Annotated in this window: 20 protein-coding genes; 16 read left to right on the top strand and 4 right to left on the bottom strand. The window is 65.8% G+C overall.

The window, feature by feature from the left end:
* Positions 1-83 precede the first annotated feature (83 nt).
* From IY145_RS22675 to IY145_RS22630, 10 genes are all read left to right on the top strand, one after another.
* Positions 84-1,175 (top strand): ATP-dependent RecD-like DNA helicase, encoded by a 1,092-nt coding sequence (locus tag IY145_RS22675; RefSeq protein ID WP_196410266.1) that lies wholly within the window; start codon positions 84-86, stop codon positions 1,173-1,175.
* 74 nt (positions 1,176-1,249) lie between these two features.
* Positions 1,250-1,702, top strand: coding sequence for a MarR family winged helix-turn-helix transcriptional regulator (locus IY145_RS22670; protein WP_196410265.1), 453 nt, complete (start codon positions 1,250-1,252; stop codon positions 1,700-1,702).
* Positions 1,703-1,786: 84 nt separating this feature from the next.
* Positions 1,787-3,076, top strand: a complete 1,290-nt coding sequence (locus IY145_RS22665) for an SCP2 sterol-binding domain-containing protein (RefSeq protein WP_246722158.1) — start codon at positions 1,787-1,789, stop codon at positions 3,074-3,076.
* A 74-nt stretch (positions 3,077-3,150) separates the two neighbouring features.
* The gene (locus tag IY145_RS22660) at positions 3,151-3,756 is read left to right on the top strand and encodes a TetR/AcrR family transcriptional regulator (RefSeq protein ID WP_196410263.1); all 606 of its coding nucleotides are present in this window, start codon (positions 3,151-3,153) and stop codon (positions 3,754-3,756) included.
* A gap of 146 nt (positions 3,757-3,902) precedes the next feature.
* Complete coding sequence (locus IY145_RS22655; RefSeq protein ID WP_196410262.1) at positions 3,903-4,580, top strand: DUF3313 domain-containing protein; 678 nt, start codon at positions 3,903-3,905, stop codon at positions 4,578-4,580.
* A gap of 26 nt (positions 4,581-4,606) precedes the next feature.
* Positions 4,607-5,467 carry a TauD/TfdA family dioxygenase gene (locus tag IY145_RS22650; protein WP_196410261.1) on the top strand — a complete coding sequence of 287 codons (861 nt, stop codon included), beginning with the start codon at positions 4,607-4,609 and terminating at the stop codon, positions 5,465-5,467.
* A 447-nt stretch (positions 5,468-5,914) separates the two neighbouring features.
* Positions 5,915-7,210 (top strand): adenylosuccinate synthase, encoded by a 1,296-nt coding sequence (locus IY145_RS22645; protein WP_196410260.1) that lies wholly within the window; start codon positions 5,915-5,917, stop codon positions 7,208-7,210.
* A gap of 32 nt (positions 7,211-7,242) precedes the next feature.
* Positions 7,243-8,466 carry a hypothetical protein gene (locus tag IY145_RS22640; RefSeq protein WP_196410259.1) on the top strand — a complete coding sequence of 408 codons (1,224 nt, stop codon included), beginning with the start codon at positions 7,243-7,245 and terminating at the stop codon, positions 8,464-8,466.
* 65 nt (positions 8,467-8,531) lie between these two features.
* Positions 8,532-10,565, top strand: a complete 2,034-nt coding sequence (locus tag IY145_RS22635; protein WP_196410258.1) for an NAD(+) synthase — start codon at positions 8,532-8,534, stop codon at positions 10,563-10,565.
* A 58-nt stretch (positions 10,566-10,623) separates the two neighbouring features.
* Complete coding sequence (locus IY145_RS22630; protein WP_196410257.1) at positions 10,624-11,289, top strand: SDR family oxidoreductase; 666 nt, start codon at positions 10,624-10,626, stop codon at positions 11,287-11,289.
* A 348-nt stretch (positions 11,290-11,637) separates the two neighbouring features.
* On the opposite strand, the gene IY145_RS22625 is transcribed toward IY145_RS22630, so the two are convergent.
* The 4 genes from IY145_RS22625 to IY145_RS22610 all read right to left on the bottom strand — a co-directional run bounded on the left by IY145_RS22625 (position 11,638) and on the right by IY145_RS22610 (position 15,308).
* Positions 11,638-12,330: an SDR family NAD(P)-dependent oxidoreductase gene (locus tag IY145_RS22625; RefSeq protein WP_196410256.1), complete on the bottom strand. Its 693-nt coding sequence runs from the start codon at positions 12,328-12,330 to the stop codon at positions 11,638-11,640.
* A 41-nt stretch (positions 12,331-12,371) separates the two neighbouring features.
* Positions 12,372-13,229: a CmcJ/NvfI family oxidoreductase gene (locus IY145_RS22620; RefSeq protein ID WP_196410255.1), complete on the bottom strand. Its 858-nt coding sequence runs from the start codon at positions 13,227-13,229 to the stop codon at positions 12,372-12,374.
* 73 nt (positions 13,230-13,302) lie between these two features.
* Complete coding sequence (locus IY145_RS22615) at positions 13,303-14,391, bottom strand: GGDEF domain-containing protein (RefSeq protein WP_196410681.1); 1,089 nt, start codon at positions 14,389-14,391, stop codon at positions 13,303-13,305.
* A gap of 245 nt (positions 14,392-14,636) precedes the next feature.
* Positions 14,637-15,308: a CDP-alcohol phosphatidyltransferase gene (locus tag IY145_RS22610; protein WP_196410254.1), complete on the bottom strand. Its 672-nt coding sequence runs from the start codon at positions 15,306-15,308 to the stop codon at positions 14,637-14,639.
* A 192-nt stretch (positions 15,309-15,500) separates the two neighbouring features.
* On the opposite strand from IY145_RS22610, the gene IY145_RS22605 reads away from it, so the two are divergent.
* From IY145_RS22605 to IY145_RS22580, 6 genes are all read left to right on the top strand, one after another.
* Positions 15,501-16,334 carry a transketolase gene (locus IY145_RS22605; protein ID WP_246722157.1) on the top strand — a complete coding sequence of 278 codons (834 nt, stop codon included), beginning with the start codon at positions 15,501-15,503 and terminating at the stop codon, positions 16,332-16,334.
* Entirely contained in the window at positions 16,334-17,278 is a 945-nt protein-coding gene (locus IY145_RS22600) for a transketolase family protein (protein ID WP_196410253.1), read from the top strand. The genes IY145_RS22605 and IY145_RS22600 overlap by 1 nt, the downstream gene beginning before the upstream one ends.
* Positions 17,253-18,209, top strand: a complete 957-nt coding sequence (locus tag IY145_RS22595) for an NAD(P)-dependent oxidoreductase (RefSeq protein WP_246722156.1) — start codon at positions 17,253-17,255, stop codon at positions 18,207-18,209. The genes IY145_RS22600 and IY145_RS22595 overlap by 26 nt, the downstream gene beginning before the upstream one ends.
* Positions 18,210-18,453: 244 nt before the next feature.
* Entirely contained in the window at positions 18,454-19,527 is a 1,074-nt protein-coding gene (locus IY145_RS22590; protein ID WP_246722155.1) for a polysaccharide biosynthesis/export family protein, read from the top strand.
* Between the two features lie 208 nt (positions 19,528-19,735).
* Positions 19,736-20,500 carry a CDP-alcohol phosphatidyltransferase family protein gene (locus IY145_RS22585; RefSeq protein WP_246722154.1) on the top strand — a complete coding sequence of 255 codons (765 nt, stop codon included), beginning with the start codon at positions 19,736-19,738 and terminating at the stop codon, positions 20,498-20,500.
* A 103-nt stretch (positions 20,501-20,603) separates the two neighbouring features.
* Positions 20,604-21,125 carry a Dps family protein gene (locus IY145_RS22580; protein WP_196410251.1) on the top strand — a complete coding sequence of 174 codons (522 nt, stop codon included), beginning with the start codon at positions 20,604-20,606 and terminating at the stop codon, positions 21,123-21,125.
* The last annotated feature ends 79 nt before the right edge of the window (positions 21,126-21,204 follow it).

Below are 21,204 nucleotides of genomic sequence, written 5' to 3'. Positions count from 1 at the left end.
CGGGAATTGTTTTGACACTTGCCGCGCTCCGCCGCTTCCGCCATCCTGGCCGCGATACAATCGATCGAGTCGAAAAATTTCCCATGCCCGTCTGGTCCAATGAACAAGAGCGCGCGCTCTCGGCCGTCGCCGCATGGCTGAAGGACGGCCGCGCGCAGCTGTTTCGTCTGTTCGGCTATGCCGGCACGGGCAAATCGACGCTTGCGCAACATATCGCCGAGAGCGTCGACGGCGACGTCGCCTTCGGCGCTTTCACCGGCAAGGCGGCGTTGGTGATGCGCTCCAAGGGGTGCAAGGATGCGCGCACCATTCACAGCCTCATCTATCGCGCCACCGATACGGAGACCGAGGAGCCCGCCTTCGAGCTGAACGAGGACAGCGACGCGGCGAAAGCCAAGCTCATCATCATCGACGAATGCTCCATGGTCGACGAGGAATTGGGCCGCGATCTGCTCTCCTTCGGCAAGAAGGTGCTGGTGCTCGGCGATCCGGCGCAATTGCCGCCGGTGAAGGGCGGCGGCTATTTCACCGAATCGGAGCCCGATGTGATGCTGACGGAAGTGCATCGGCAGGCCGCGGATAATCCGATCGTGCGCCTCTCCATGATCATTCGCGAGGGCGGGCGGCTCGATTACGGCGTCTATGGCGAGACGCAAGTGGTGCGGCGCGACGCGCTCGATCCCGCGCTCATCACCAACGCCGATCAGGTGCTCGTCGGCCTCAATCGCACGCGCCGCGCCTATAATAATCGGCTGCGGCAGCTGCGTGGTTTTGTCGGCACGCTGCCGCAATCGGGCGAGAAGCTTGTCTGCCTGCGCAATAATCGCAAGAAGGGCCTGCTCAATGGCGCGCTGTTCAAGGTGAAGAGCGCCGGCGCTCTGCGGCGCGGCAAGGTGCGCCTGCTGGTCGAGCCGGAGGAGACGGCGGGAAAATTCCAGCGCGTCGGCGTGCTGCCGCAGTTCTTCGAAGGAGGCGACGCCGAGATTCCCTTTGCGCAGCGCAAGGATACGGATGAGTTCGATTTCGGCTATTGCCTCACCGTGCATAAGGCGCAGGGCTCGCAATGGGACGATGTCGCTTTGTTCGACGAATCCTTCGCCTTTCGCGAGCATCGCGCGCGCTGGCTCTACACTGGCGTCACCCGCGCCGCGCGGCGGCTGACAGTGGTGGCGTGAAAAATCGCAGCATTGCGAAGCGATCCAGCTCTGGCGCTTGACGTCGGCGCAATAGAGGCACATACATCTTTCTCATGAGCGAGCCTGATCCGGCCGAAGTCAGAGCCTGCGCGCAGAGCTGCGCCGTGGCCAATGTGCGCCGCGCGGCGCGTGCGATCGGCAAGCTCTATGCGGAGAGTCTCGGTGGGCTCGATCTCGAGCCGACGCAATATTCGCTGCTCGTCGCCTGTTCGCTCGCGGAAGGATGGACGGTCAGCAAGCTGGCCGAGATTTTCGTGCTGGACCGCAGCGCGCTCGCGCGCAATCTCGCGGTGATGGAGAAGCGTGGGCTCTTGCGTGTGAAGACGGGCGAGGATCGCCGCACCCGCGAGGTGACTCTGACGAAACAGGGCCGCGCGACTCTGGCGAAAGCGCTGCCGCTCTGGCGCGCGGCGCAGACGCGGGCGGAAGAGAAATTCGGCGCCGAACGATTGGCGCGTCTCGTCGGTGAATTGCGCGCGCTTGCCGTGGCCGTTCAGGAAGAGTGACGTTTGCGCGCGTCCTGCATGCGCAAAATCATGCGCAGAAAGGGGTATATGCACATGTCTGCCGATGCTCACGAAATCCTCTCGATGGTCCGTTCGCCGATGACGCCGGCGTCGGTTTTCGAAGCGCGGCGGTTACGCGAAATGGCGCTCGCCGCCGGAGCCGACGATGTCGGTTTCGTCTCGATCGACGATCCGGTTATCGCTTTCGAGCGCGAGGAGATTCTCGCGGCCTTCCCTTTTGCGAAGAGCCTCGTCTCCTTTGTCATGAAGATGAATCGCGAGAACATCCGCAGCCCGGCGCGATCCGCCGCCAATGTGGAGTTTCATCGCGTCGGCGACGAGACGGACGCCGTCGCGCATCGCCTCTCGCGAATGCTCGAGGATTTGGGCGTTCGCGCCGCCTATCCCTCCATGGCCTTTCCGATGGAGGCGACGCGCTGGCCCGGAAAAATGTGGGTCGTCTCGCACAAGCCTGTCGCCGTCGCGGCCGGGCTCGGGAAAATGGGCATACATCGCAACGTCATCCATCCGAAATTCGGCAATTTCATTTTGCTGGGCACGGTGGTCGTCGATGTCGAGCTCGAGTCCTATTCGCGTCCGCTCGACTATAATCCCTGCCTCTCCTGCAAGCTCTGCGTGGCCGCATGCCCGACCGGCGCGATCGCGCCCGACGGCGCCTTCGACCTTCCCGCCTGCTACACGCATAATTATCGAGAATTCATGGGCGGCTTCATGGATTGGGTGGAGACGATCGCCGACGCCAAAACGGCGGTCTCCTATCGCGAGAAAGTCACCGACGCCGAGAGCGTCTCCATGTGGCAGAGTCTCGCCTATGGACCCAATTACAAAGCGGCCTATTGCCTCGCCGTGTGTCCGGCGGGGGAGGATGTGATCGGCGCCTATCGCGACGATCGCAAGGGATTTTTGCAGAGCGTCGTCGATCCGCTGCAGAAGAAGCTGGAAACGATCTATGTGACGCCGGAGTCGGACGCCGAGGATTATGTGAAGCGCCGTTTCCCGCACAAGAGCGTGAAGCGCGTCGCCAATGGCATGCGCGCTGTCTCGATCGCGTCCTTTGCGCGCGGGCTGTCGCTGCGCTTCCAGAAAAAGCGCGCGGGCGAGCTGCATGCCGTCTATCACTTCGCCTTCAGCGGAGCCGAGCGCAAGCAACTCACCGTCGCCATCGCCGAGGGCAGGCTGAGCGTCGACGAAGGTTTGGTCGGCAAGGCCGATCTCAGCGTCTCGGCGGACGCCGAGGCTTGGCTTCGCTTCCTACGTAAGGAGACGAGCCTGGTCTGGGCGCTTCTCACCTTCAAGATAAAGCTGCGCGGCGACCCGCGGCTGCTCGCGGCTTTCGGGCGGTGTTTTCCGTGAAGTTTCGCGCATCCCCGACTATATGAGTGTGAGCGCCTCTCCCATGGGGCCGGGCGCAGATCACGCGAGGGGACATGGACAACGCGTCGAGGTCGCAACGAACCCGCAAGGCGGTCATTCAGGCCGCGCTGGCGATCATCGCGCGTGATGGGCCGGGGCGCTTGACGCTGGACGCGATCGCCCGCGAGAGCGGCGTCAGCAAGGGCGGGCTGATGCATCAATTCCGCACGAAAGAAGCGGTGCTGAAAGCTCTGCTCGAGCATCAGATCGAATATTTCGCGGATTTTTCGCGCGCCTATATGGCCGAGCATGGCGCCGGGCAGGCCGAGCCCCATCTCGCCGCGCAGATCGCGACGCTGCGCGAAACCCTCGTCGAGCCGCATTCCGTCGCATTCGCGATCTTCGGCGCCGTCGCGCAGGAGCCGAGCCTCCTCTCGATCACGCGCGAGAGCGATGGCGTGGCGCTCGAGGCGATCAAGGCCGAGGCCAAGGATCAGGATTTGGCCTTGCTGCGTTGGGCGGCGGCGCGAGGATTGGCGGTGAGCGCGCTGCTCGGCTTGTGTCCGCTCGGCGAGGATGAGCGCGAGCGCCTGTTCGACCGGCTGCTCGACGAGGGCCGTTGGGCCGCCTTGACGGAAAAATCCGGAGGCTCCCCGGCCTCGTCTACGTCGTCTGACTAGCAAGATATTGAAATAAATAGGTAAAACTCATAGGGCTGCATCGGCACTTAAAAACAAACCATCTAGACGGTTTGTATCTCAGGTGATAATCCTGCGTCCAGAGAGGTCGAGGGACCGCGAGTCCGGCCTCGGACGAGGAGACAACAATGTTGCAATCCCACAAGGTCGCCTGGCCGGTCGTCTTGACCTTCTGCCTGTCCGCGGCGGCCTGCTCGAGCGTGGAGCCGGTCGTCTATTCCGGGATCGCCTCCGCGCCCTATCTCGAGCCCAATCGGAGAGACGACGAGCGGCATGTCCGTTATCGCTATTCGGCGCGCACGGATTGGCGCAGCTACACGAGGCTGATCATCGATCCGGTGAAGATTTATCGCGGCCCGGACCATCAGTTCGGGGATATGTCGGAGGCCGACAAGGCGTCTCTCGCCGATTTCATGCAGCGCCAATTCGCCGAGAAGCTCGCAGGCCGCTATGCCGTGACGAGCGTCCCCGGGCCGGGCGTGCTGCGCTTGAAGCTGACTCTGACCGGCGCCGCGGCCAGCACGCCGGTCGCGAGCACGCTGTCGCGCTTCGATCTCGCCGGCGGTCTCTACAATGGCGTGCAGACGGTGCGGGGCGGGGAGGGGCTGCTCACCGGCTCGGCGACCTATGCGGTCGAGATCGAGGACGCTTCGACGCGCCGGCTGCTCGCCGCGCATGTCGCCAAGCATTATCCGAGCCCGATCGACATTCCGGCGAGCATAGGCGCGCTCTCCGCCGCGCGCGCGGGCATAGAGAACGGCGCCGAAGCGTTGCTCGCGCAGCTCGCCGATCCGACGACCTTCTGACCCGCCGACGCTCGGAGCCACATCCCATGAATTCGACCCCGGCCGAAACGAAGCTCGATGTTTTCGATCTGACGCCGCGCATCGGCTCTATGATCGAGATCGACGTCGCCGCTCTGATGAGCGGACGTCATGCGCCAGAGATCCGCGACCTTCTGGAGCGACGCGGCGTCCTCGTCTTTCGCGGGCTCCATCTCGATGACGCGCAGCAGCGCGCCTTCACCCGAACCATCGGCGAGCTGCTGCCGCAGGGCGACGACGGCCTATTGCGGATCACGCTCGACAGAGCGGTGAGCGCCGCCGCCGCGGATTATCTGAAGGGCTCCTTCCATTGGCACATAGACGGCGCGACCGACGATGTGCTGACGCGTGCGTCGATCCTCAATGCGAAGAAACTGTCGCCGACAGGCGGCCAGACCGAATTCTGCAACAGCTATGTCGCCTTCGAGGAGCTGCCGGAGACGGTGAAGACCGCGGTCGCCGACCTTCAAATCGTCCACAGCGTCGAGATGGCGCAATGGCTCGTCGATCCGACGCCGTCTTACGAAGATCTGCGCCGTTGGCGCGCCCACGCGCCCAAAACCCATCCCTTGGTCTGGACCCATAGATCGGGGCGCAAATCTCTGGTGCTGGGCTGCACGGCCTCGCATGTCGAAGGGGCCGACACGGATGAGAGCCGGCTGCTCCTGCGCGAATTGACCGAATGGGCGACGCAGCCGCGTTTCGTCTATCGGCACGAGTGGCAAGTCGGCGATTTGCTGATCTGGGACAATACCGGCGTGATGCATCGCGTGACGCCCTATGACCCGGAGAGCGGGAGATTGATGACCCGCACGACGATCGCAGGCGAGGAGCCGCTGGCTCCAAGGCGCGAGATCGATCGCCTTTGACTGCTGGATCATTCGAGCCCCGGCGTCACGCGCCGGGGCTTTTCGTTGGCGCTCCATTACGAAACATTCACGCGCAGACAACAATCATGCAATGCGCGTGGCGCGACTATGCTCGCAGAAGCGGGGCCGATCTCGACGCTTCGCAGGAATTGCGCCATGAACGCCGTCTCATTCGAGCTGATTATGAAGACTTTGAACCGAACCGTCGAAATCGTCGCGGTCGTGTTGTTCGGGGTCATGATGTATCTCGTCTTCACCTCCTGACCCGTTCGAGCTCATAGGTCGCCTCTCGGCCCGACCTGCTCGCCCGATCTGCCCGCCCGACTTGCCCGCCCGACTTGCCTTTGACGCTTCCGACAATTTGGGCTAAACGACTGCGGTAACGAGCCCCGGCGTTACGCGCCGGGGCTTTTGCTTGGCCCACGCGAGAAAGCAGACTGAAGCGCCATGGCGAATGTGGTCGTGGTCGGCGCCCAATGGGGCGACGAAGGCAAGGGCAAGATCGTCGATTGGCTCTCGCTCGAGGCCGATGTGGTGGTGCGCTTTCAGGGCGGCCACAACGCCGGCCATACGCTCGTCATCAACGGCGTGACCTATAAGCTCGCGCTGCTGCCCTCGGGCATAGTGCGGCCGGGCAAGCTCTCGGTCATCGGCAATGGCGTCGTCGTCGATCCGCATTTTCTCGTCGGCGAGATCGAGCGGCTGCGCGAGCAGGGCGTCGAGATCGGCCCCGAGAATTTCAAGATCGCCGAAAACGCCCCGCTCATCCTCTCGCTGCATCGCGAGCTCGACGCCTATCGCGAGGAGGCGGCCGGCAATGGCGTGAAGATCGGCACCACCAAGCGCGGCATCGGCCCCGCTTACGAGGACAAGGTCGGCCGCCGCTCCGTCCGTCTGATGGACCTCGCCGAGCCGGACACTCTGGATGAGAAGATCACGCGCCTGCTCGCCCATCACAATCCGCTGCGGCGCGGGCTCGGCCTGCCCGAGATCGAGGCCGCCGCCGTGCGGCAGGAACTGCTCGATGTCGCGCCACAGGTTCTGCCTTACATGGACGCGGTCTGGGAGCTGCTCGAGGATCTGCGTCGCGCCGGCAAGCGCATTTTGTTCGAGGGCGCGCAGGGCGTGCTGCTCGACGTCGACCATGGCACTTATCCTTACGTGACCTCCTCCAACACGGTCTCGGCCTCGGCTGCGAGCGGCTCCGGCCTCGGCCCGGGCGCGATCGGCTATGTGCTCGGCATCGCCAAAGCCTATACGACGCGCGTCGGCGGCGGCCCTTTTCCGACCGAGCTGCATGACGAGATCGGCACGCTGATCGGCGACCGCGGCCATGAATTCGGCACCAACACCGGCCGCCGGCGACGCTGCGGCTGGTTCGACGCCGTGCTGACGCGCCAGGCCGTGAAGACCTCCGGGATAGACGGCATCGCCTTGACCAAGCTCGATATTCTCGACGGCTTGGAGACGATAGAAGTCTGCACGCATTATCTCTTGGACGGCGTCCGTATCGATCGTCTGCCGGCTTCGCAATCGGCGCAGGCGCGGGTCGTGCCCGTCTATGAGACGATAGAAGGGTGGAAGGGAACGACCGGGGGCGCCCGCTCCTGGGCCGATCTCCCCGCCCAGGCGATCAAATATGTGCGCCGCATCGAGGAGTTGATCGGCGCTCCGGTCGCGCTTCTCTCCACCAGCCCCGAGCGCGACGACACGATTCTCGTGCGCAATCCTTTCGAGGATTGACGGGAATCGCCCGAGGTGGTCTTAGAAGCTCCATGGCCGACTATTATTCGCTGCTCGCTCGCGCGGTCGCCGCTCTACCGCAATCCGCGCCGGAGTCGCGGCAAGCGGTTTATGAACGAGCCCGCAAGGCGCTGTTCAACCAGCTTCGCAGCATTCAGCCTCCCGTCGCCGAGGAGGATATAGAGGCCGAGGGCCACGCTCTGGACGAGGCCATAGCGCGCCTCGAGCTCGAGATCGTCCGCGAGCAGACGGGCCGGGACGCCGCGCCCGCTCCCGGAGACTCGGCAGAGAAGCGCCCGCTCGAGCCCGAGAAGCGAGAGCCGCCGAAAAGCGCCGAATCTGTCGCCTCCGAGCCCGTCGCTTCCGAGCCGCAGGCCGAAAAGTTCCATCCTGCCTCTGCCCCCGAGAGGACGACTCCGGTCGAGGACGCGCCGGCGCAGCCGCAGCGGCCTCCGGCGCCTCTGCCGCCTCTGCCCGAGCCCGCGAGCGTCTCCCGCCGTGTGATCGTGATCGGCGGCGTGCTCGCCGCGGTCGTGGCGTTCGTCGCCGTTCTGGCGCTCCAATTCCGCGAGCGGCCGGAGGATCTCGCCAAGCTGCAGCCCGAGCCCTCCGCGGTAGAGAGCGGCGAGGGCGGGAAGCTTGTCGACCGCATCGGCGGCGATAGCGACGCTCAGCCCTCGCGCTCCGCGCCAGAGCCCAAGAGCCAGGCGGTCGCCGTCGCTCAAAAGGCGGAGCTCTGGGTCGCCGCGCCCGAGGAGGCGTCCAAGGTCAAGACCTATCAGGGAACCGTGGTCTGGCGGCTCGACAGCATGCCGGCGGGGGCCGGACAGCCGATTTCCCCCGCGATCCACGCCGAGATCGACTTCCCGACCGCCAAGCTCAAAGCGACGCTCGTCATCCAGAAGAATCTCGACCCGACGCTTTCGGCCTCGCATACGGTGAATGTGTTCTTCCACCTCGCCCAGGGGAACGAGCTCAAAGCGATCAAGGCGATCGCGCCGATCCAGATGCGCCGGCCGGAGGCGCAGTCGGGCGAGCAGGTCGCCGGCGTTCCCGTGCCGATCACCGAGAACGCCTTCCTCATCGGCCTTCTGCGCGGCAATCGCGAGGCGCGCAATGTCGTGCTGTTGCGCGCGCCCATGGTGCTCGACCTGCCCATGCAGCTAGAGGACGGCCGCGCGGCGACGATCTCGCTGGAGAAGGGCCCCGGAGGCGAGCGCGTCTTCGCCGACGCGCTGGACGCCTGGGCGAAATAGCGTCAGTGAAATAGGCCGGCCGCGGCTCCTTCACGCTGCGGCTCGCATGGCCCTATAATCGGCGCATGACGCATCCGTTCTTCTCGCTCCACTCGCATGGCTTCGTCCGCGTCGCCGTGGCCGGCCCGCGCACGCGCGTCGCCGATCCGGCCTTCAATGTCGCGCGCACGATCGAAATGGCCCGCGAAGCGGATGCGAAAGGCGTTTCGCTCGTTCTGTTTCCCGAGCTCGGATTGAGCTCCTATGCGATCGACGATCTGCTGCATCAGACGGCGCTGCTCGACGCTGTCGAATCGGCGATCGGGGAATTGCTGGAGGCGAGCCGCGCGCTGCATCCGCTGATCGCGGTGGGCGCGCCGCTGCGCTGGCGCGGGCGGCTCTATAATTGCGCGCTGATCCTGCGGCGCGGCGAGATCCTCGCCGTGATCCCCAAGATTTATCTCCCCAATTATCGGGAATTCTACGAGAAGCGCCATTTCGCCTCCGGCGCCTTCATCGTCGGCGAGGAGATGGAGATCGCCGGCCAGACCGCGCCCTTCGGCTCCGATGTGCTGCTGGAGGCGAGCGATTTTCCCGGCCTCGTGATCCATACGGAAATTTGCGAGGACGTCTGGGTTCCGATCCCGCCCTCGACGCGGGCGGCGCTCGCCGGCGCGACGGTGCTGCTCAATCTCTCGGCGAGCAACGCCATCGTCGGCAAATCCGATTATCGCGCGACGCTCTGCGCCGCTCATTCGGCGCGCTGCCTTTCCGCCTATCTCTACTCGGCTGCGGGGCAGGGGGAATCGACCACCGATCTCGCCTGGGACGGCGAGGCGATGATCCATGAGAATGGCGCGCTTCTCGCCAAGGCCGCGCGTTTCGCCGACGAGCCGCAGCTCATTCTCGCCGATATAGACATCGGCCGGCTCACGGCCGAGCGCATGCGTCAGGTCACTTTCGGCGATTGCGCCGATATAGAAGCCGACGCGACGAGCTTTCGCCGCATCGCCTTCGAGCTGCACGCGCCGCGGGACAAGAATTTGGGCCTGCTGCGCGAGGTCGCGCGCTTTCCCTTCGTCCCGGACGACGAGGCCCGGCTCGCCGAACTCTGCTTCGAGGCCTTCAACATCCAATCGCACGGGCTGCGGCAGCGGCTCGCGGCGGCGAAGTTCCAGCGTCTCGTCATCGGCGTCTCGGGCGGGCTCGATTCGACCCATGCGCTGCTCGTCGCCGTCACCGCCTTCGACGCGCTCGGCCTGCCGCGCGAGAATATTCTCGCCTATACGCTGCCGGCCTTCGCCACCACCGACCGCACCAAGGCCAACGCCTGGCGGCTTATGCGCGCGCTGGGGGTTTCCGCGCAGGAGATCGATGTGACGGCCGCCTGCCGGCAAATGCTGGAGGATATCGGTCATCCCGCCGCGCGCGGCGAGCCGGTCTATGACACGACATATGAGAATGTGCAGGCCGGCGCGCGCACCTCGCTCTTGTTCCGCCTCGCCAATCGCCATGAGGCGCTGGTGCTGGGCACGGGCGATCTCTCGGAGTTGGCGCTCGGCTGGTGTACCTATGGCGTCGGCGATCAAATGTCGCATTACAATGTCAACGCCTCGGTGCCGAAGACGCTGATCCAGCATCTCATCCGCTGGTGCGCCCGCGACGCGCATTTCGGCGCCGACACGGTCGCCGTGCTGCGCGACATTCTCGACACGGAGATTTCGCCGGAGCTGGTGCCGGGCGAAAACGTCCAGCGCACGGAAGATGTCGTCGGCCCCTATGCGCTGCAGGATTTCAACCTGTTCTACACGACGCGCTATGGGTTCGCGCCGTCGAAGACGGCGTTTCTGGCCTTTCACGCTTGGAGCGACGCCGAGGCCGGACGCTGGCCCGCGGATATTCCGGCGGAAAAGCGCCGCGCCTATGACATAGAAGAAATCAAGCATTGGCTCGGCGTTTTCGCGCGGCGTTTCTTCGCCTCGAGCCAATTCAAGCGCTCGGCTCTGCCCAATGGGCCGAAGGTCAGCTCCGGCGGCTCGCTGTCGCCGCGCGGCGACTGGCGCGCGCCGAGCGATTCGAGCCCGAGCGCTTGGCTCGCGGATGTGGACGAGATTCCTTGAGGCGCGGCGCTTCGGCCGCTGAAGTTCGACTGAAATCGATTTCGCGAGAGGAGCGGGAATGACGACCGTGGTGATCACCGGGGCAAATCGCGGCATCGGGCTGGAGCTCGCGCGCCTCTACGCCGCGGAAGGCGCCGATCTGATCCTCGGCGTCCGCAATCCGGAAAGCGCTGGCCCTGCGCCGGGAAAGAAATTGCGGCTCGATGTGAGCGACGACGGTTCAGTGACGCGCTTCGCCGAGGCGTTGGGAGGGGCGGGCGTCGATCTGCTCGTCAACAACGCCGGCGTTATCGGACCCGAGCGCCAATCGAGCGAAGACATGGACTTTTCGGGCTTCCTAGAGACATTGAACGTCAACACGCTGGGCCCGTTGCGGGTGACGCAGGCCTTGTCGGGCAATCTACGTCGCGCGCAAAGCGCGAAAGTCGCGATCATCAGCAGTCAGATGGGTTCTCTGGGCTACGCCAAATCCGATCATATCGCCTATCGGGCTTCGAAAGCGGCGGTGAACAAAGTAGCCCAGTGCCTGGCGACCGATCTCGCCGCCGACGGCATAGCGGTCGCCTCGCTCCATCCTGGTTGGGTGCGGACCGATATGGGCGGCCCCATGGCGGACCTCGATCCGAAAGAGAGCGCTCGAGGTCTGAAAAATGTCCTCGACGGTTTGACCCTGGTCGAAACCGGCAGATTCTGGAATTTCGACGGTTCGCTCATTCCTTGGTGAGAGCGAAGCTGTGAACGGGATTTTCCACGAGACCCAACGCCTCGCCGGCGCTCTCTGCGTCGGCGAGGACGGGCACGGCGGGCTGCGTTGGAACAAACGCTCGCAGGCCCCCAGACGAACGCTTCAGGTCACATATTCGCGAAAGCGGTGATCGCGGCAGTGACGGCGGCGCAGGTCGCGACGATCGATAGGATAGCCGTAATCGTGTTCATGAGCGCTTTCCCCATTATTCGTCGTTATGGGGACGAGCGGCCGCTCCTCGCGGGCGCTCGCCCAGGGTCGACGGCGCACCGTAACACGGCTTGGTCCGATTTGCGACATTTTGTCGCTCTGCAGATTCAGCTTTTGTCAAAATCTCTCTGACCACGGCCGAAGCTCGACCTCGAAGGACCAGGCGCTGCGCTTTTGGCGCAGTAGATCGAGATAAGCGTCGGCGATGGCGTCGGGCTCGAGCGTGGCGTCGGTGGGGTCGGCGCGGCCGGTGTCGCGGATCACCCCATCGATGACGACATGCGCGACATGCACGCCTTTGGGGCCCAATTCGCGCGCTGCGCTCTGGGCGAGAGCGCGCAGCGCGAATTTGCCCATGGCGAAGGGGGCCGAGAGCGCATAGGCCTTCAGGCTCGATGTGGCGCCGGTGAAGAAGAGCGCGCCGCGTCCGCGCGGAACGAAGCGCTTGGCCGCCTCCCGCGCGACCAGAAAGCCGCCGAAGGCGTTGAGGTCGATCGCCTGCCGCACCGCCTCCGGATCGAGCTCGGCGAGCGGCCCGCGAATGCGCGCGCCGACATTATAGATGACGACGTCGATCTCGCCGAGCTTCGCCTCGGCCGCCGCAAACAGTCGTTCGACCGAGGCGGGGTCGGTCGCGTCGGCGGAAAAGCCCTCGGCTCCGGTCTCGGCCGCGATGGCGCCGAGCCGCTGCGCGTCGCGCGCGACGACGCCGACCGTCAATCCGGCGGCGGAAAAGCGCCGCGCCAGCGAGGCGCCGACGCCAGGGCCGGCGCCGACGACGAGCGCGGTGCGATAGGGAATGTCGTTCATCTTTTTCCTCGCGTGTCGGCCGCGGCGGGGCCGCGACGCGGTCAGTCGTCGAAAGCGACGAAGCAGCGCAGCTCTATGCTCTCCCGCGGGCGGGCGTCCTTGGGCGTCGCCGGATCGTCGAAGGCCGTGTGAGGCGAAAAACGCGCCACATCCGCGCGCGAATCATAGCATTTGAGCAGCAAGACCTCGCCGCGCCGCATGCGCGGATAATAGAACCAGCGCTGCTCGGGCGAATAGGCGAGCGCATAGGTTTCGCCCCGGCGGTCGCGGAAGATGAGATCGCAAGCGACGAGGTCGCGCGCCGCGACGCTGCGCGCGTCGCAGACGGCGAGCGGGGCGTCCTCCACCGGGCCGAACAAAGGTCGCCAGACATTGATGATGGCGAAACGCCGGCGCGAAAAGCGCTCGGCCGCCTCCCCCAAAATTTCGCGCAGACGCCGGGGGCCGGAGTCCAACGTCTGGTCGACATGGGTGCGGCCGACGGGTTCGCGCGGCAAGGCTTCGACCGAGCGCCGGAAGCTCAGCGGGCCGGGAAGCGCGCGCCGGCGCAGCGTATGGTCGAAAATATGGACGTCGCGCGCGCGCAGCGTTTGTTTCAGCAGGCGCTCGGTCTCCGGATAATAGACCGCGCGCATCTGTTCTTCGTTCCAGAAATCCTCGACGAGCGTCGGCGCCTCGACGAGCTCGAAGCCCTCGCGATCGATCGAAGCCCCGGCTGCGATGAGGCGGGCGTCGGCGATCCGCGTCGGCAACGGCTCATATTCGCCGCTCTGCCGGGGCGCGCCCGGCGGCGGCTCGAATGTATAGGAGACCGGCTTGATGTCGGTCGGCTTCAGAAAATAGAGCTCGGCGATCGTCGCCGCGCCATCGGCCGGAGCGCCGGAACGGCTCGCCTCCATGCTCGTCGCCTTCGATCAGGAAAAAGCGCCTCGCGCGCCACGCCGGATAAATCTATCAGATTGGTCGAAATATTCAACGGGGTGCCAAATCTGCGTCGACGCTGACGAGGTTGCGTCCGCGCGACTTGGACACATAGAGCTTGGCGTCGGCGCGTTGCAGCAGGCTCTCGGCGCTCTCGAGCGGCGCGAGCTGGGCGACGCCGAAGGAGGCGGTGATGCGCCCGATCGGCGCGCCGCCCTTGATCGCCCATTTCTTGTTCTCGAATTCGGCGCGAATGCGCTCGGCTGTCGCTTTCGCCTCCGCGAAGGAGACGGAAGGCAGGATGATCGCGAATTCCTCGCCGCCAAAGCGTGCGACCGTGTCCTTGTCCTCGACATGTTTCGACATCGTCTTGGCGAAATTCTTCAGCACTTCGTCGCCGATCAAATGGCCATGGCCGTCGTTGATCTTCTTGAAATTATCGATGTCGGCCATGATGAGGCTCAAGGCGCGTTCGGTCGCGGACGCAGCTTTCGCCTCACGCGCCAGCGTCTCGTCGAAATAGCGACGCGTGAACACTTGCGTGAGCGAGTCGCGGACATTGAGCTCCTGCGTCTCGGCGAGCTCGGCGCGCAATTCGGTGATCTGCCGCTGCGATTCCTCGAGACGACGCTGATGTTGCTCCGTCTCGCGCAGCATTTTCTGATTTTCGGCGATCAGCAGGACGATGGCCGCGCGGATCTGGTCCGGGCTCGTCGTCGCAGCGAGCTCCCTATGGCCTTTCATCAGAGCCGCGGAATAGGTTTTGTTGCTCTCGAGATGCGCGCGCACGAGCGAGAGGATCGTGCCGAGCTCGCCGTCGATCAGCCGACGCGTCTTGACGAGATCCTCCGGCGCCTCTCCCGTGGCGCCGGCGCGGCTCGTGCGCGTGACGATTTCGACGACGCGCGGCGTCCCCAGCAGAACGCCGACGAAGGAGAGGGAGATGAGCGCGAGATTGCGCGCCAGAGCGAGGGGCTCATGCGCGACGCGAACAGCCTCGCCGGATGCGCCGACGCCGGTCGTCTCCCAATTGTCGAGAGACCAGGACCAGAGCGAGGCGAGGTCAGGCGCCGAGAAAAAGCCGGCTCGGCTCAGAGCGAATACGCCTGCCGCGGCGACCAGCGCGGCGCCCGCGACCAAAGCCGCGCTTCTCCTGTCGAGTTTCATCTTGGTCCGTCTTTCCCGTCTCTGCCGCCCTGACAAATTCTATTTGCATCCTCCTCGCCGGCGGAGCGGATGCTTCCGAGGCGGACGCGAATCATGCCTTGGACGGGAAGTATTGTCCTCTCTCTCCCGCGGGCGTCCATAGCGACGTTCGCGGCCGGAGGCGAGGCGGATCGAAGCAAATTCCAGGAGAAGAGCGCGCGGCGGGGTGGGGGCGGGGATCAGACGCCCTGGCCGTTCTCGTCCACGGCGACCCGACGGGCGTCGGAGAGCGCCTTGATCACGAGGCCGGCTATGGCGAAAGCGGCCAGTATCATGATCGCGGCGTCGAGCCGCGATACGCCGGCGTCGACCGTCTCGTCGATTCCCATGGCGTGGGCGGCGAAGGGCCAGATCACCATGAGAATGCGGAATTCGGTCGCGCCGAGGCCGATATAGGCCATCTGCTGCACATGGCGGGCGATCGCCCGAATATAAGTATAGGCGGAGAAGAGCAGATAGCAGATCAGGACGATGAAAGCCGACTCGATCGACAAGAACGGCGAGAGGCCGAAGGCGACGATGATCAATATCTGCGAGAAGAGATCATAGGTGTGCTCGACGAGGCCGAGCCGGGGATTGGCGGTCTGGCGATGCAGCGCGAGAGGGCCGTCAAGCGCCGCGCCGAACCAATTGAGGAAGACGCCGAGCGGGATCATCGGCATCCACAGCGCCGACCAGCGGCAGCCGACGAGCGCCACGGCGGCGACGAGCGCGCCGAAGAGACCGATGCGCGTGAGTTGCAGAGGCGTGACCGATTCCGGCAGCTCGCTGATGATCGCGCGCACGAGCCTTTGTTCGGCCGGAGCCAGAAAGCTCTGATGATGCCCCGACTTATGATCGGCGGTCTTCATGTGCGACGCACTCCGCTGTTGCCTCCGCGCGATCGGCCGTCCATCCCATGGACAGCGTTCTTGTTTTATATTGCCTCACATCCTCGCCGGCGCGCAAGCCCGAGCGAAACGCGGGTGCGCCGACCAGGCCTTAAGCCAAGCGTTAACCTTTCGAAAGGCATAGTGCCTGCGAAAATGGCGAGGACATGACCGATGGCGAGAGCAGGCTCGGCCGACGGGCCGAAGGGTTCGCTCCAATCGCGCGACATCGAGGCGGCGGCGCGTTGCGCGGCGGCGCGGCGGCGCGTTATCTCCATGTCCTATAAGGCCAATTCGGCGCATCTCGGCTCTTCGCTCGGCGTCGTCGAAATTCTCGACGCCGTGCTCGCGGTCTCCGATCTTCGTCCGGCGACGGCCCGCGCGGCGGAGCGCGACCGCGTCATTCTCTCCAAGGGCCACGCGGCAATGGCCTATTATGCGGCCCTCGAGCAATTTGCGCTCGTCGATCCGGCTCTGCTCGACGCCTATCTGCAAAATGGCACGCCGCTCTGGGGGCATGTCGGCCTCACCGACGCCGCGCCGGCGATCGACGCCACCAGCGGCTCGCTCGGCCATGGCCTGTCGCTGGCGTCGGGCTTCGCGCTCGGTCAAAGGCTGCGCGGGCGCGATCATCGCGTCTTCTGCATTCTCTCGGACGGCGAATGCGACGAGGGCTCGACCTGGGAGGCGGCGCTTTTCGCCGGCGCGCGCAAGCTCGCCTCGCTCACCGCCATCGTCGACTACAACCACATTCAATCGCTGGCGCCGACGAAAGAGGTCATCGATCTCGAGCCCTTCGGCGACAAATGGCGCAGTTTCGGATTCGAGACGATCGAGCTCGACGGGCACGATTGGGCGGCGCTCGTCGCGGCTCTGGAGCGTCCCTCGCGCGGGCGCCCGCGCGCGATCCTCGCCCATACGGTGAAGGGCAAGGGCGTCGCCCGCATAGAGAACACCGTGGCCTCGCATTATAAGCCCGCGCTCGCCGCCGATCTGGAGCTCGCCTGATGCGCAAGCGGATCATAGAGCTGATAGAGGCGGACGCCAGCGTCGATCCGTCGATCGTCTTCCTGACCGGGGATCTCGGCTTTTCTTTCGTCGAGCCGCTCGAGCAGGCGCTCGGCGAGCGCTTCGTCAATATGGGCGTCGCCGAGGCCAATATGGTCTCCGTCGCCGCCTCGCTCGCGGCCAGCGGCTTTCGGCCTTTCGCCTATTCCATCGCGCCCTTCATGAGCGCGCGCTGCTTCGAGCAGATTCGCAACGATCTTTGCTATCAGCGTCGCGCCGTGCGGCTGATCGGCGTCGGCGCGGGCTTCTCCTATGGGACGCTGGGGCCGTCCCATCATGCGCTCGAGGACGCCTCGATCCTGGCCGCGCTGCCCGATCTCGTCGTCGCCAATCCGGGCAATGCGGCGGAGCTCGACCGCTGTTACGCGGCGCTGCTCGACGATCCGCGGCCGGCCTATTTCCGCATCGCCCGCGAGAGCGGCGCGGCCTATGGCGCGCCGATCTTCTCGCCGCAGACGGCCGCCTTCGAGGCGCGTCGCGGGGCGGATGTGATTTTGGCCGCGAGCGGCGGCTCGGTGACGCAATGTCTCGCCGCCGCGGAGATTTTGGCGGCGGAGGGGGTCGAGGCCTCGGTCGTCAGCGTGCCGATCCCGCAGCCTTTCCCGGTCGAGGCCTTCGCCGCATGTTTGACCGGCGCGCCTGTCGTCGCCGTCTTCGAGGGCTATCGCGGCAATCCGCTGTCGGTCGGGATCATGGAGACGCTGCTCGCGCGCGGGCGCGGCGAGGCCTTCGTCGATCTCGTCGCGCCGCAGGTTTTCCCGAGCCTCGTCGGCGACACCGAGACATTGCGCCGGCGCGCCGGGCTCGATCCGGCGGCGATCGCCGCGCGGGCGCGCGCGCTGGTCGAGGCGCGGAGCGATGCGCGCGGCGTCGGCCGGGCCTGACCCCTTGCGCGTTTTTCTCACAGGCGGATCGGGATTCCTCGGAGCGGAGACGACGCGGCGGCTCGTCGAAGCGGGTAACGAATGCGCCGTTCTGCTGCGCGGCGAGATCGCGGCGACGCGGCTCGCGCCTCTCGCCGCACGGCTTCACATAATATCCGGCGATCTCTTCGCGCCCGAGAGCTATCGAGCAGCCCTCACGCGTTTCGCGCCGGAGGCGATCATCCATTGCGGTTGGCGCGGCGTCGCCGGCGCGGACCGCAACGACCTCGGCCAGCTCGACAATATCGTCGCGACCGGGCGGCTCGTCGACGCCGCCGCCGAGGCCGGCGCGCGCATTGCGATCGGCGTCGGCTCGCAGGCCGAATATGGCCTCCTGTCCGGCCGCGTCGGCGAAGACGCGCCGACCGAGCCGACCACGCTCTACGGCGTCTCCAAGCTGGCGGCCGGTCGGGCGCTGCTCACCATCGCGGCGGAGCGCGGCCTGCGCGCCGCCTGGGGGCGCGTCTTTTCTCTCTATGGACCCGGCGAGGCGCGGCCCTGGCTCGTGCCCTCGCTCATCCGCGCCTTCGCGGCGGGACGCTCGCCCGATCTCACCGCTTGCGAGCAGATTTGGGAGTTCACCCATGTCGGCGACGCCGCGGCGGCGCTCGTCGCGCTGCTCGACAGCGATGCGAGCGGCGTCTTCAACATCGGGTCGGGCGAGCCCATCGCGCTGCGCGACGCGGTTTTGATGCTGCGCGATCTGGTGGCGCCGGGAATCGAGCCGGGCTTCGGACGCACGCCCTACCGACCGGACCAGATCATGCATCTGGAAGCCGACATCTCTCGAATCCAGCGCGCGACCGGCTGGCGGCCGGCCGTGCCTTTGGCGCGCGGATTTGCGGAGACCATCGATTGGTTGCAATCCGCGGGCGACGCCGAAATTCATTGACCACAGGCTGTAGCGCGCGGGTCACAGGGGCGAGATAAAGAGCGGTCGCCGCACGGCAGGCCTTGTCTTCGCCAAAGAGACGGGGTCATTTGGGCGCGCGGCGAAGCTCCGGGAGCGGCTCGGAGCATTGGTCGGGGGCGGCGTGGTTTTGAAGACACTTCGTATTTTCGGTGTTTGCGCGGTCGCGGCCCTGCTTTCGGGCTGCAGCCTTCTTCCGGGCAGCGGTCCTTCCGGCGATGCGGTGATGAGCGCCGGCACGCCGACCGAATCGCAGCCGGAGACGCCTTTCGCCCTCGTCGAGATCGACGCGCAAGTGACGGCGGCGCTGGCCAAGCGAGGGGCGCCGGGCCTGCGCGGCTCCTTCGGCGATTATCGTCCGCCGGCCACGCAGCCGATCGGCGTCGGCGACACGCTGCAGATCACTCTATGGGAGGCGGCCTCCGGCGGCCTGTTCTCCTCGCCGGCGATGGACCGCGGCAGTCCCGGCTCGCGCTCGGCGGCGATACCGGATCAGACGGTCGGGCGCGACGGCTCGGTGACCGTGCCCTACGCCGGGCGCATCCAGGTGGCCGGCCGCACGCAGCAGGATGTGGAGGCGGTCATCGTCGAGCGCCTGCGCGGCAAGGCGATCGAGCCGCAGGCGCTGGTCAATGTGTCGCGCAACATCAGCAATACGGCGACGGTGACCGGCGAGGTGACGCAAGGCGCGCGCGTGCCGCTGACGCTGCGCGGCGACCGCGTGATGGATGTGATCGCCCAGGCCGGCGGCTTTCGCTCGCCGGTTCACGAGACCTTCATCAGCCTGACGCGCGGCGACCGCACCGCGCGCGCGCCGATCCAGGCGCTGCTCGCCAATCCGCGCGAGAATATTTTCGTGCGCCCCGGCGATGTGCTGACGGTGGAGCGCACGCCGCAGACCTTCACAGTGGCGGGCGCGACGGGGGCGAACGCCGTGGTGCCCTTCGATGCGCGGGGAATCACTTTGGAGGAGGCGATCGGCAAGGCCGGCGGCCTCACCGATCAGCGGGCCGATCCGGGCGGGCTGTTCGTGCTGCGCTACGAGCAATCGGCGGTGATCGCGGATTATCCGACTGTGTCGCCGCTGCTGGCGGCGCAGCGGCTGGTTCCGGTGGCCTATCATCTCGACATGCGCAATCCTGCGGCTTTGTTCACGGCGCGGAGATTCGCGATGCGGGACAAGGACATATTGTTCGTCTCCAACGCGCCGCTGACCGAGGTGGGCAAGGCGTTCCAGCTGATCTCCATGCTGACGCAGCCGGCGATCCAGGGCGCGGCGGTCGGCATGGCGGTGAAGTGAGCCGTGACGTGATCGGCGGTTGACCTGATGGGGTTGCGCGCAAAGCTCTGAATTCCGACCTAGAGGCGGCGATAGCGGTTGACGCAAGGGCGTCGCGCGGGCAAGCTGACGGTCGACGATATTGCGATGCAAAAGATGTCGCGGCCCGGGCGCGCTGGTCTCATTCGCGCAGGGCTGCGACACCCGGCTAGGTTTTCGAGGGGGTTTCTTGGCGAACCGATTGAATACGAGCCTGTTGGCGACTGGCGAGCGGCGCGTGCTGCAGGCGTTGGCGCCTCGACTTCCCGCCTGGACGACGCCGGATCATTTGACCGCCGTGGGGTTGGCGGGGGCGGCGGCGACGGCCGCCGGCTTCGCGCTGACCCATTGGTCGGCGTGGTTTCTATGGGCGGTGGTCGCCGGCCTGTTCCTGAACTGGTTCGGCGATTCGCTGGACGGGACGCTGGCCCGCCATCGCGGGATCGAGCGTCCGCGCTACGGATTTCTTCTCGATCATTCGAGCGATCTGATCGCGCAGAGCCTGATCGTGGTGGGGCTCGGGGTCTCGCCCTATTTCACTCTGCCGTCGGCGCTGTTCGTGCTGTCGCTCTATCTTCTGATGAGCTCCTACACTTATCTGCGCGTGGCGACGGCGGGGGTGCATCGCCTGTCTTATGGCGGCATGGGCGCGACGGAGTTTCGCATATTGGTGGCGTCCTGGAGCCTTTTCGCCTATTGGCTGGGCCCGCAGGTGGTGGAGGCGCGTCTTTGGCGCTTCACGGTTCTGGACGTGACGGTCGGGGCCGCTTCGGCGATCGCTTTCGCGCTGTTCGTGTGGATGGTTCGGCAGGATCTGGCGCGGATGGAGCGCGACGACGATCACGAGACGGCGACGGTTCACCGTCTGCCGACGCGCCGCCCCGCGGCCGAGCCGGCTCTGGCCGAGCCGGCGCAAGAGCTCGACAGCGAGCTCCCCAGCGCTTCCGCCGGCTGAGGCCGAGCGCAGCTTCAAAAAATCCGCGCGGGGCCATGGGAAGGCGCGCGCGGCGGCATATCTGGTCATAGCGATCCTGTCTTCCGCTCGAGGAGAAAGACGCATGGCCAATCGTGATATCCACTCCCGTCAAAAAGCCGCGCTGGAGACGCCGACCGGCCTCTCGGCCCAGGCTACGCGGGATGTGTCGGGCGCGCTCAACGCCGTGCTGGCGGACATTTTCGCGCTTTATCTGAAGACGAAGAATTTCCACTGGCACGTCTCGGGCCCGCATTTTCGCGACTATCATCTGCTCCTCGACGAGCAGGGCGCGCAGATTTTCGCGACGACGGACGAAATCGCCGAGCGCGTGCGCAAGGTCGGCGGCACGACGCTGCGCTCCATCGGCCATATCGCCAAGCTCCAGCGCATCCTCGACAATGACGCCGATTATGTCGATCCGCAGGACATGCTGGCGGAGCTGCGCGACGACAATGGCGTGCTGGCGGCGCGGATGCGCGAGGCGCATTCTGTCTGCGACGAGCGCGGCGACGTCGCCACGGCGAGCCTTCTCGAGAATTACATAGACGAGGCCGAAAGGCGCGTCTGGTTCCTCTTCGAGGCCGGCCGTCGCGGCAACGCCTGACGCGCATCGCCCGCGCCCTTCCCGTGTCGTTTCCGTTGCCCGTTGCGAAGCCGCGCGGCCGCGTGTAGGTGTGACGGGC

Origin of the sequence: Methylosinus sp. H3A (assembly GCF_015709455.1) — a bacterium.
GTDB lineage: Bacteria > Pseudomonadota > Alphaproteobacteria > Rhizobiales > Beijerinckiaceae > Methylosinus.
Note: the sequence above shows the minus strand (reverse complement) of the source record. Positions and strands in the feature narration are given on the sequence as shown.

What these genes read in the sequence shown, in the direction of transcription:
- IY145_RS22655 (WP_196410262.1), top strand. Translation starts at nt 3,903, where the DNA reads ATGTTGCAATCCCACAAGGTCGCCTGGCCGGTCGTCTTGACCTTCTGC.
- IY145_RS22610 (WP_196410254.1), bottom strand. Translation starts at nt 15,308, where the DNA reads ATGAAGACCGCCGATCATAAGTCGGGGCATCATCAGAGCTTTCTGGCT.
- IY145_RS22670 (WP_196410265.1), top strand. Translation starts at nt 1,250, where the DNA reads ATGAGCGAGCCTGATCCGGCCGAAGTCAGAGCCTGCGCGCAGAGCTGC.
- IY145_RS22600 (WP_196410253.1), top strand. Translation starts at nt 16,334, where the DNA reads ATGCGCAAGCGGATCATAGAGCTGATAGAGGCGGACGCCAGCGTCGAT.
- IY145_RS22590 (WP_246722155.1), top strand. Translation starts at nt 18,454, where the DNA reads ATGAGCGCCGGCACGCCGACCGAATCGCAGCCGGAGACGCCTTTCGCC.
- IY145_RS22635 (WP_196410258.1), top strand. Translation starts at nt 8,532, where the DNA reads ATGACGCATCCGTTCTTCTCGCTCCACTCGCATGGCTTCGTCCGCGTC.
- IY145_RS22595 (WP_246722156.1), top strand. Translation starts at nt 17,253, where the DNA reads ATGCGCGCGGCGTCGGCCGGGCCTGACCCCTTGCGCGTTTTTCTCACA.
- IY145_RS22625 (WP_196410256.1), bottom strand. Translation starts at nt 12,330, where the DNA reads ATGAACGACATTCCCTATCGCACCGCGCTCGTCGTCGGCGCCGGCCCT.
- IY145_RS22675 (WP_196410266.1), top strand. Translation starts at nt 84, where the DNA reads ATGCCCGTCTGGTCCAATGAACAAGAGCGCGCGCTCTCGGCCGTCGCC.
- IY145_RS22580 (WP_196410251.1), top strand. Translation starts at nt 20,604, where the DNA reads ATGGCCAATCGTGATATCCACTCCCGTCAAAAAGCCGCGCTGGAGACG.
- IY145_RS22660 (WP_196410263.1), top strand. Translation starts at nt 3,151, where the DNA reads ATGGACAACGCGTCGAGGTCGCAACGAACCCGCAAGGCGGTCATTCAG.
- IY145_RS22620 (WP_196410255.1), bottom strand. Translation starts at nt 13,229, where the DNA reads ATGGAGGCGAGCCGTTCCGGCGCTCCGGCCGATGGCGCGGCGACGATC.
- IY145_RS22640 (WP_196410259.1), top strand. Translation starts at nt 7,243, where the DNA reads ATGGCCGACTATTATTCGCTGCTCGCTCGCGCGGTCGCCGCTCTACCG.
- IY145_RS22665 (WP_246722158.1), top strand. Translation starts at nt 1,787, where the DNA reads ATGGTCCGTTCGCCGATGACGCCGGCGTCGGTTTTCGAAGCGCGGCGG.
- IY145_RS22650 (WP_196410261.1), top strand. Translation starts at nt 4,607, where the DNA reads ATGAATTCGACCCCGGCCGAAACGAAGCTCGATGTTTTCGATCTGACG.
- IY145_RS22630 (WP_196410257.1), top strand. Translation starts at nt 10,624, where the DNA reads ATGACGACCGTGGTGATCACCGGGGCAAATCGCGGCATCGGGCTGGAG.
- IY145_RS22645 (WP_196410260.1), top strand. Translation starts at nt 5,915, where the DNA reads ATGGCGAATGTGGTCGTGGTCGGCGCCCAATGGGGCGACGAAGGCAAG.
- IY145_RS22605 (WP_246722157.1), top strand. Translation starts at nt 15,501, where the DNA reads ATGGCGAGAGCAGGCTCGGCCGACGGGCCGAAGGGTTCGCTCCAATCG.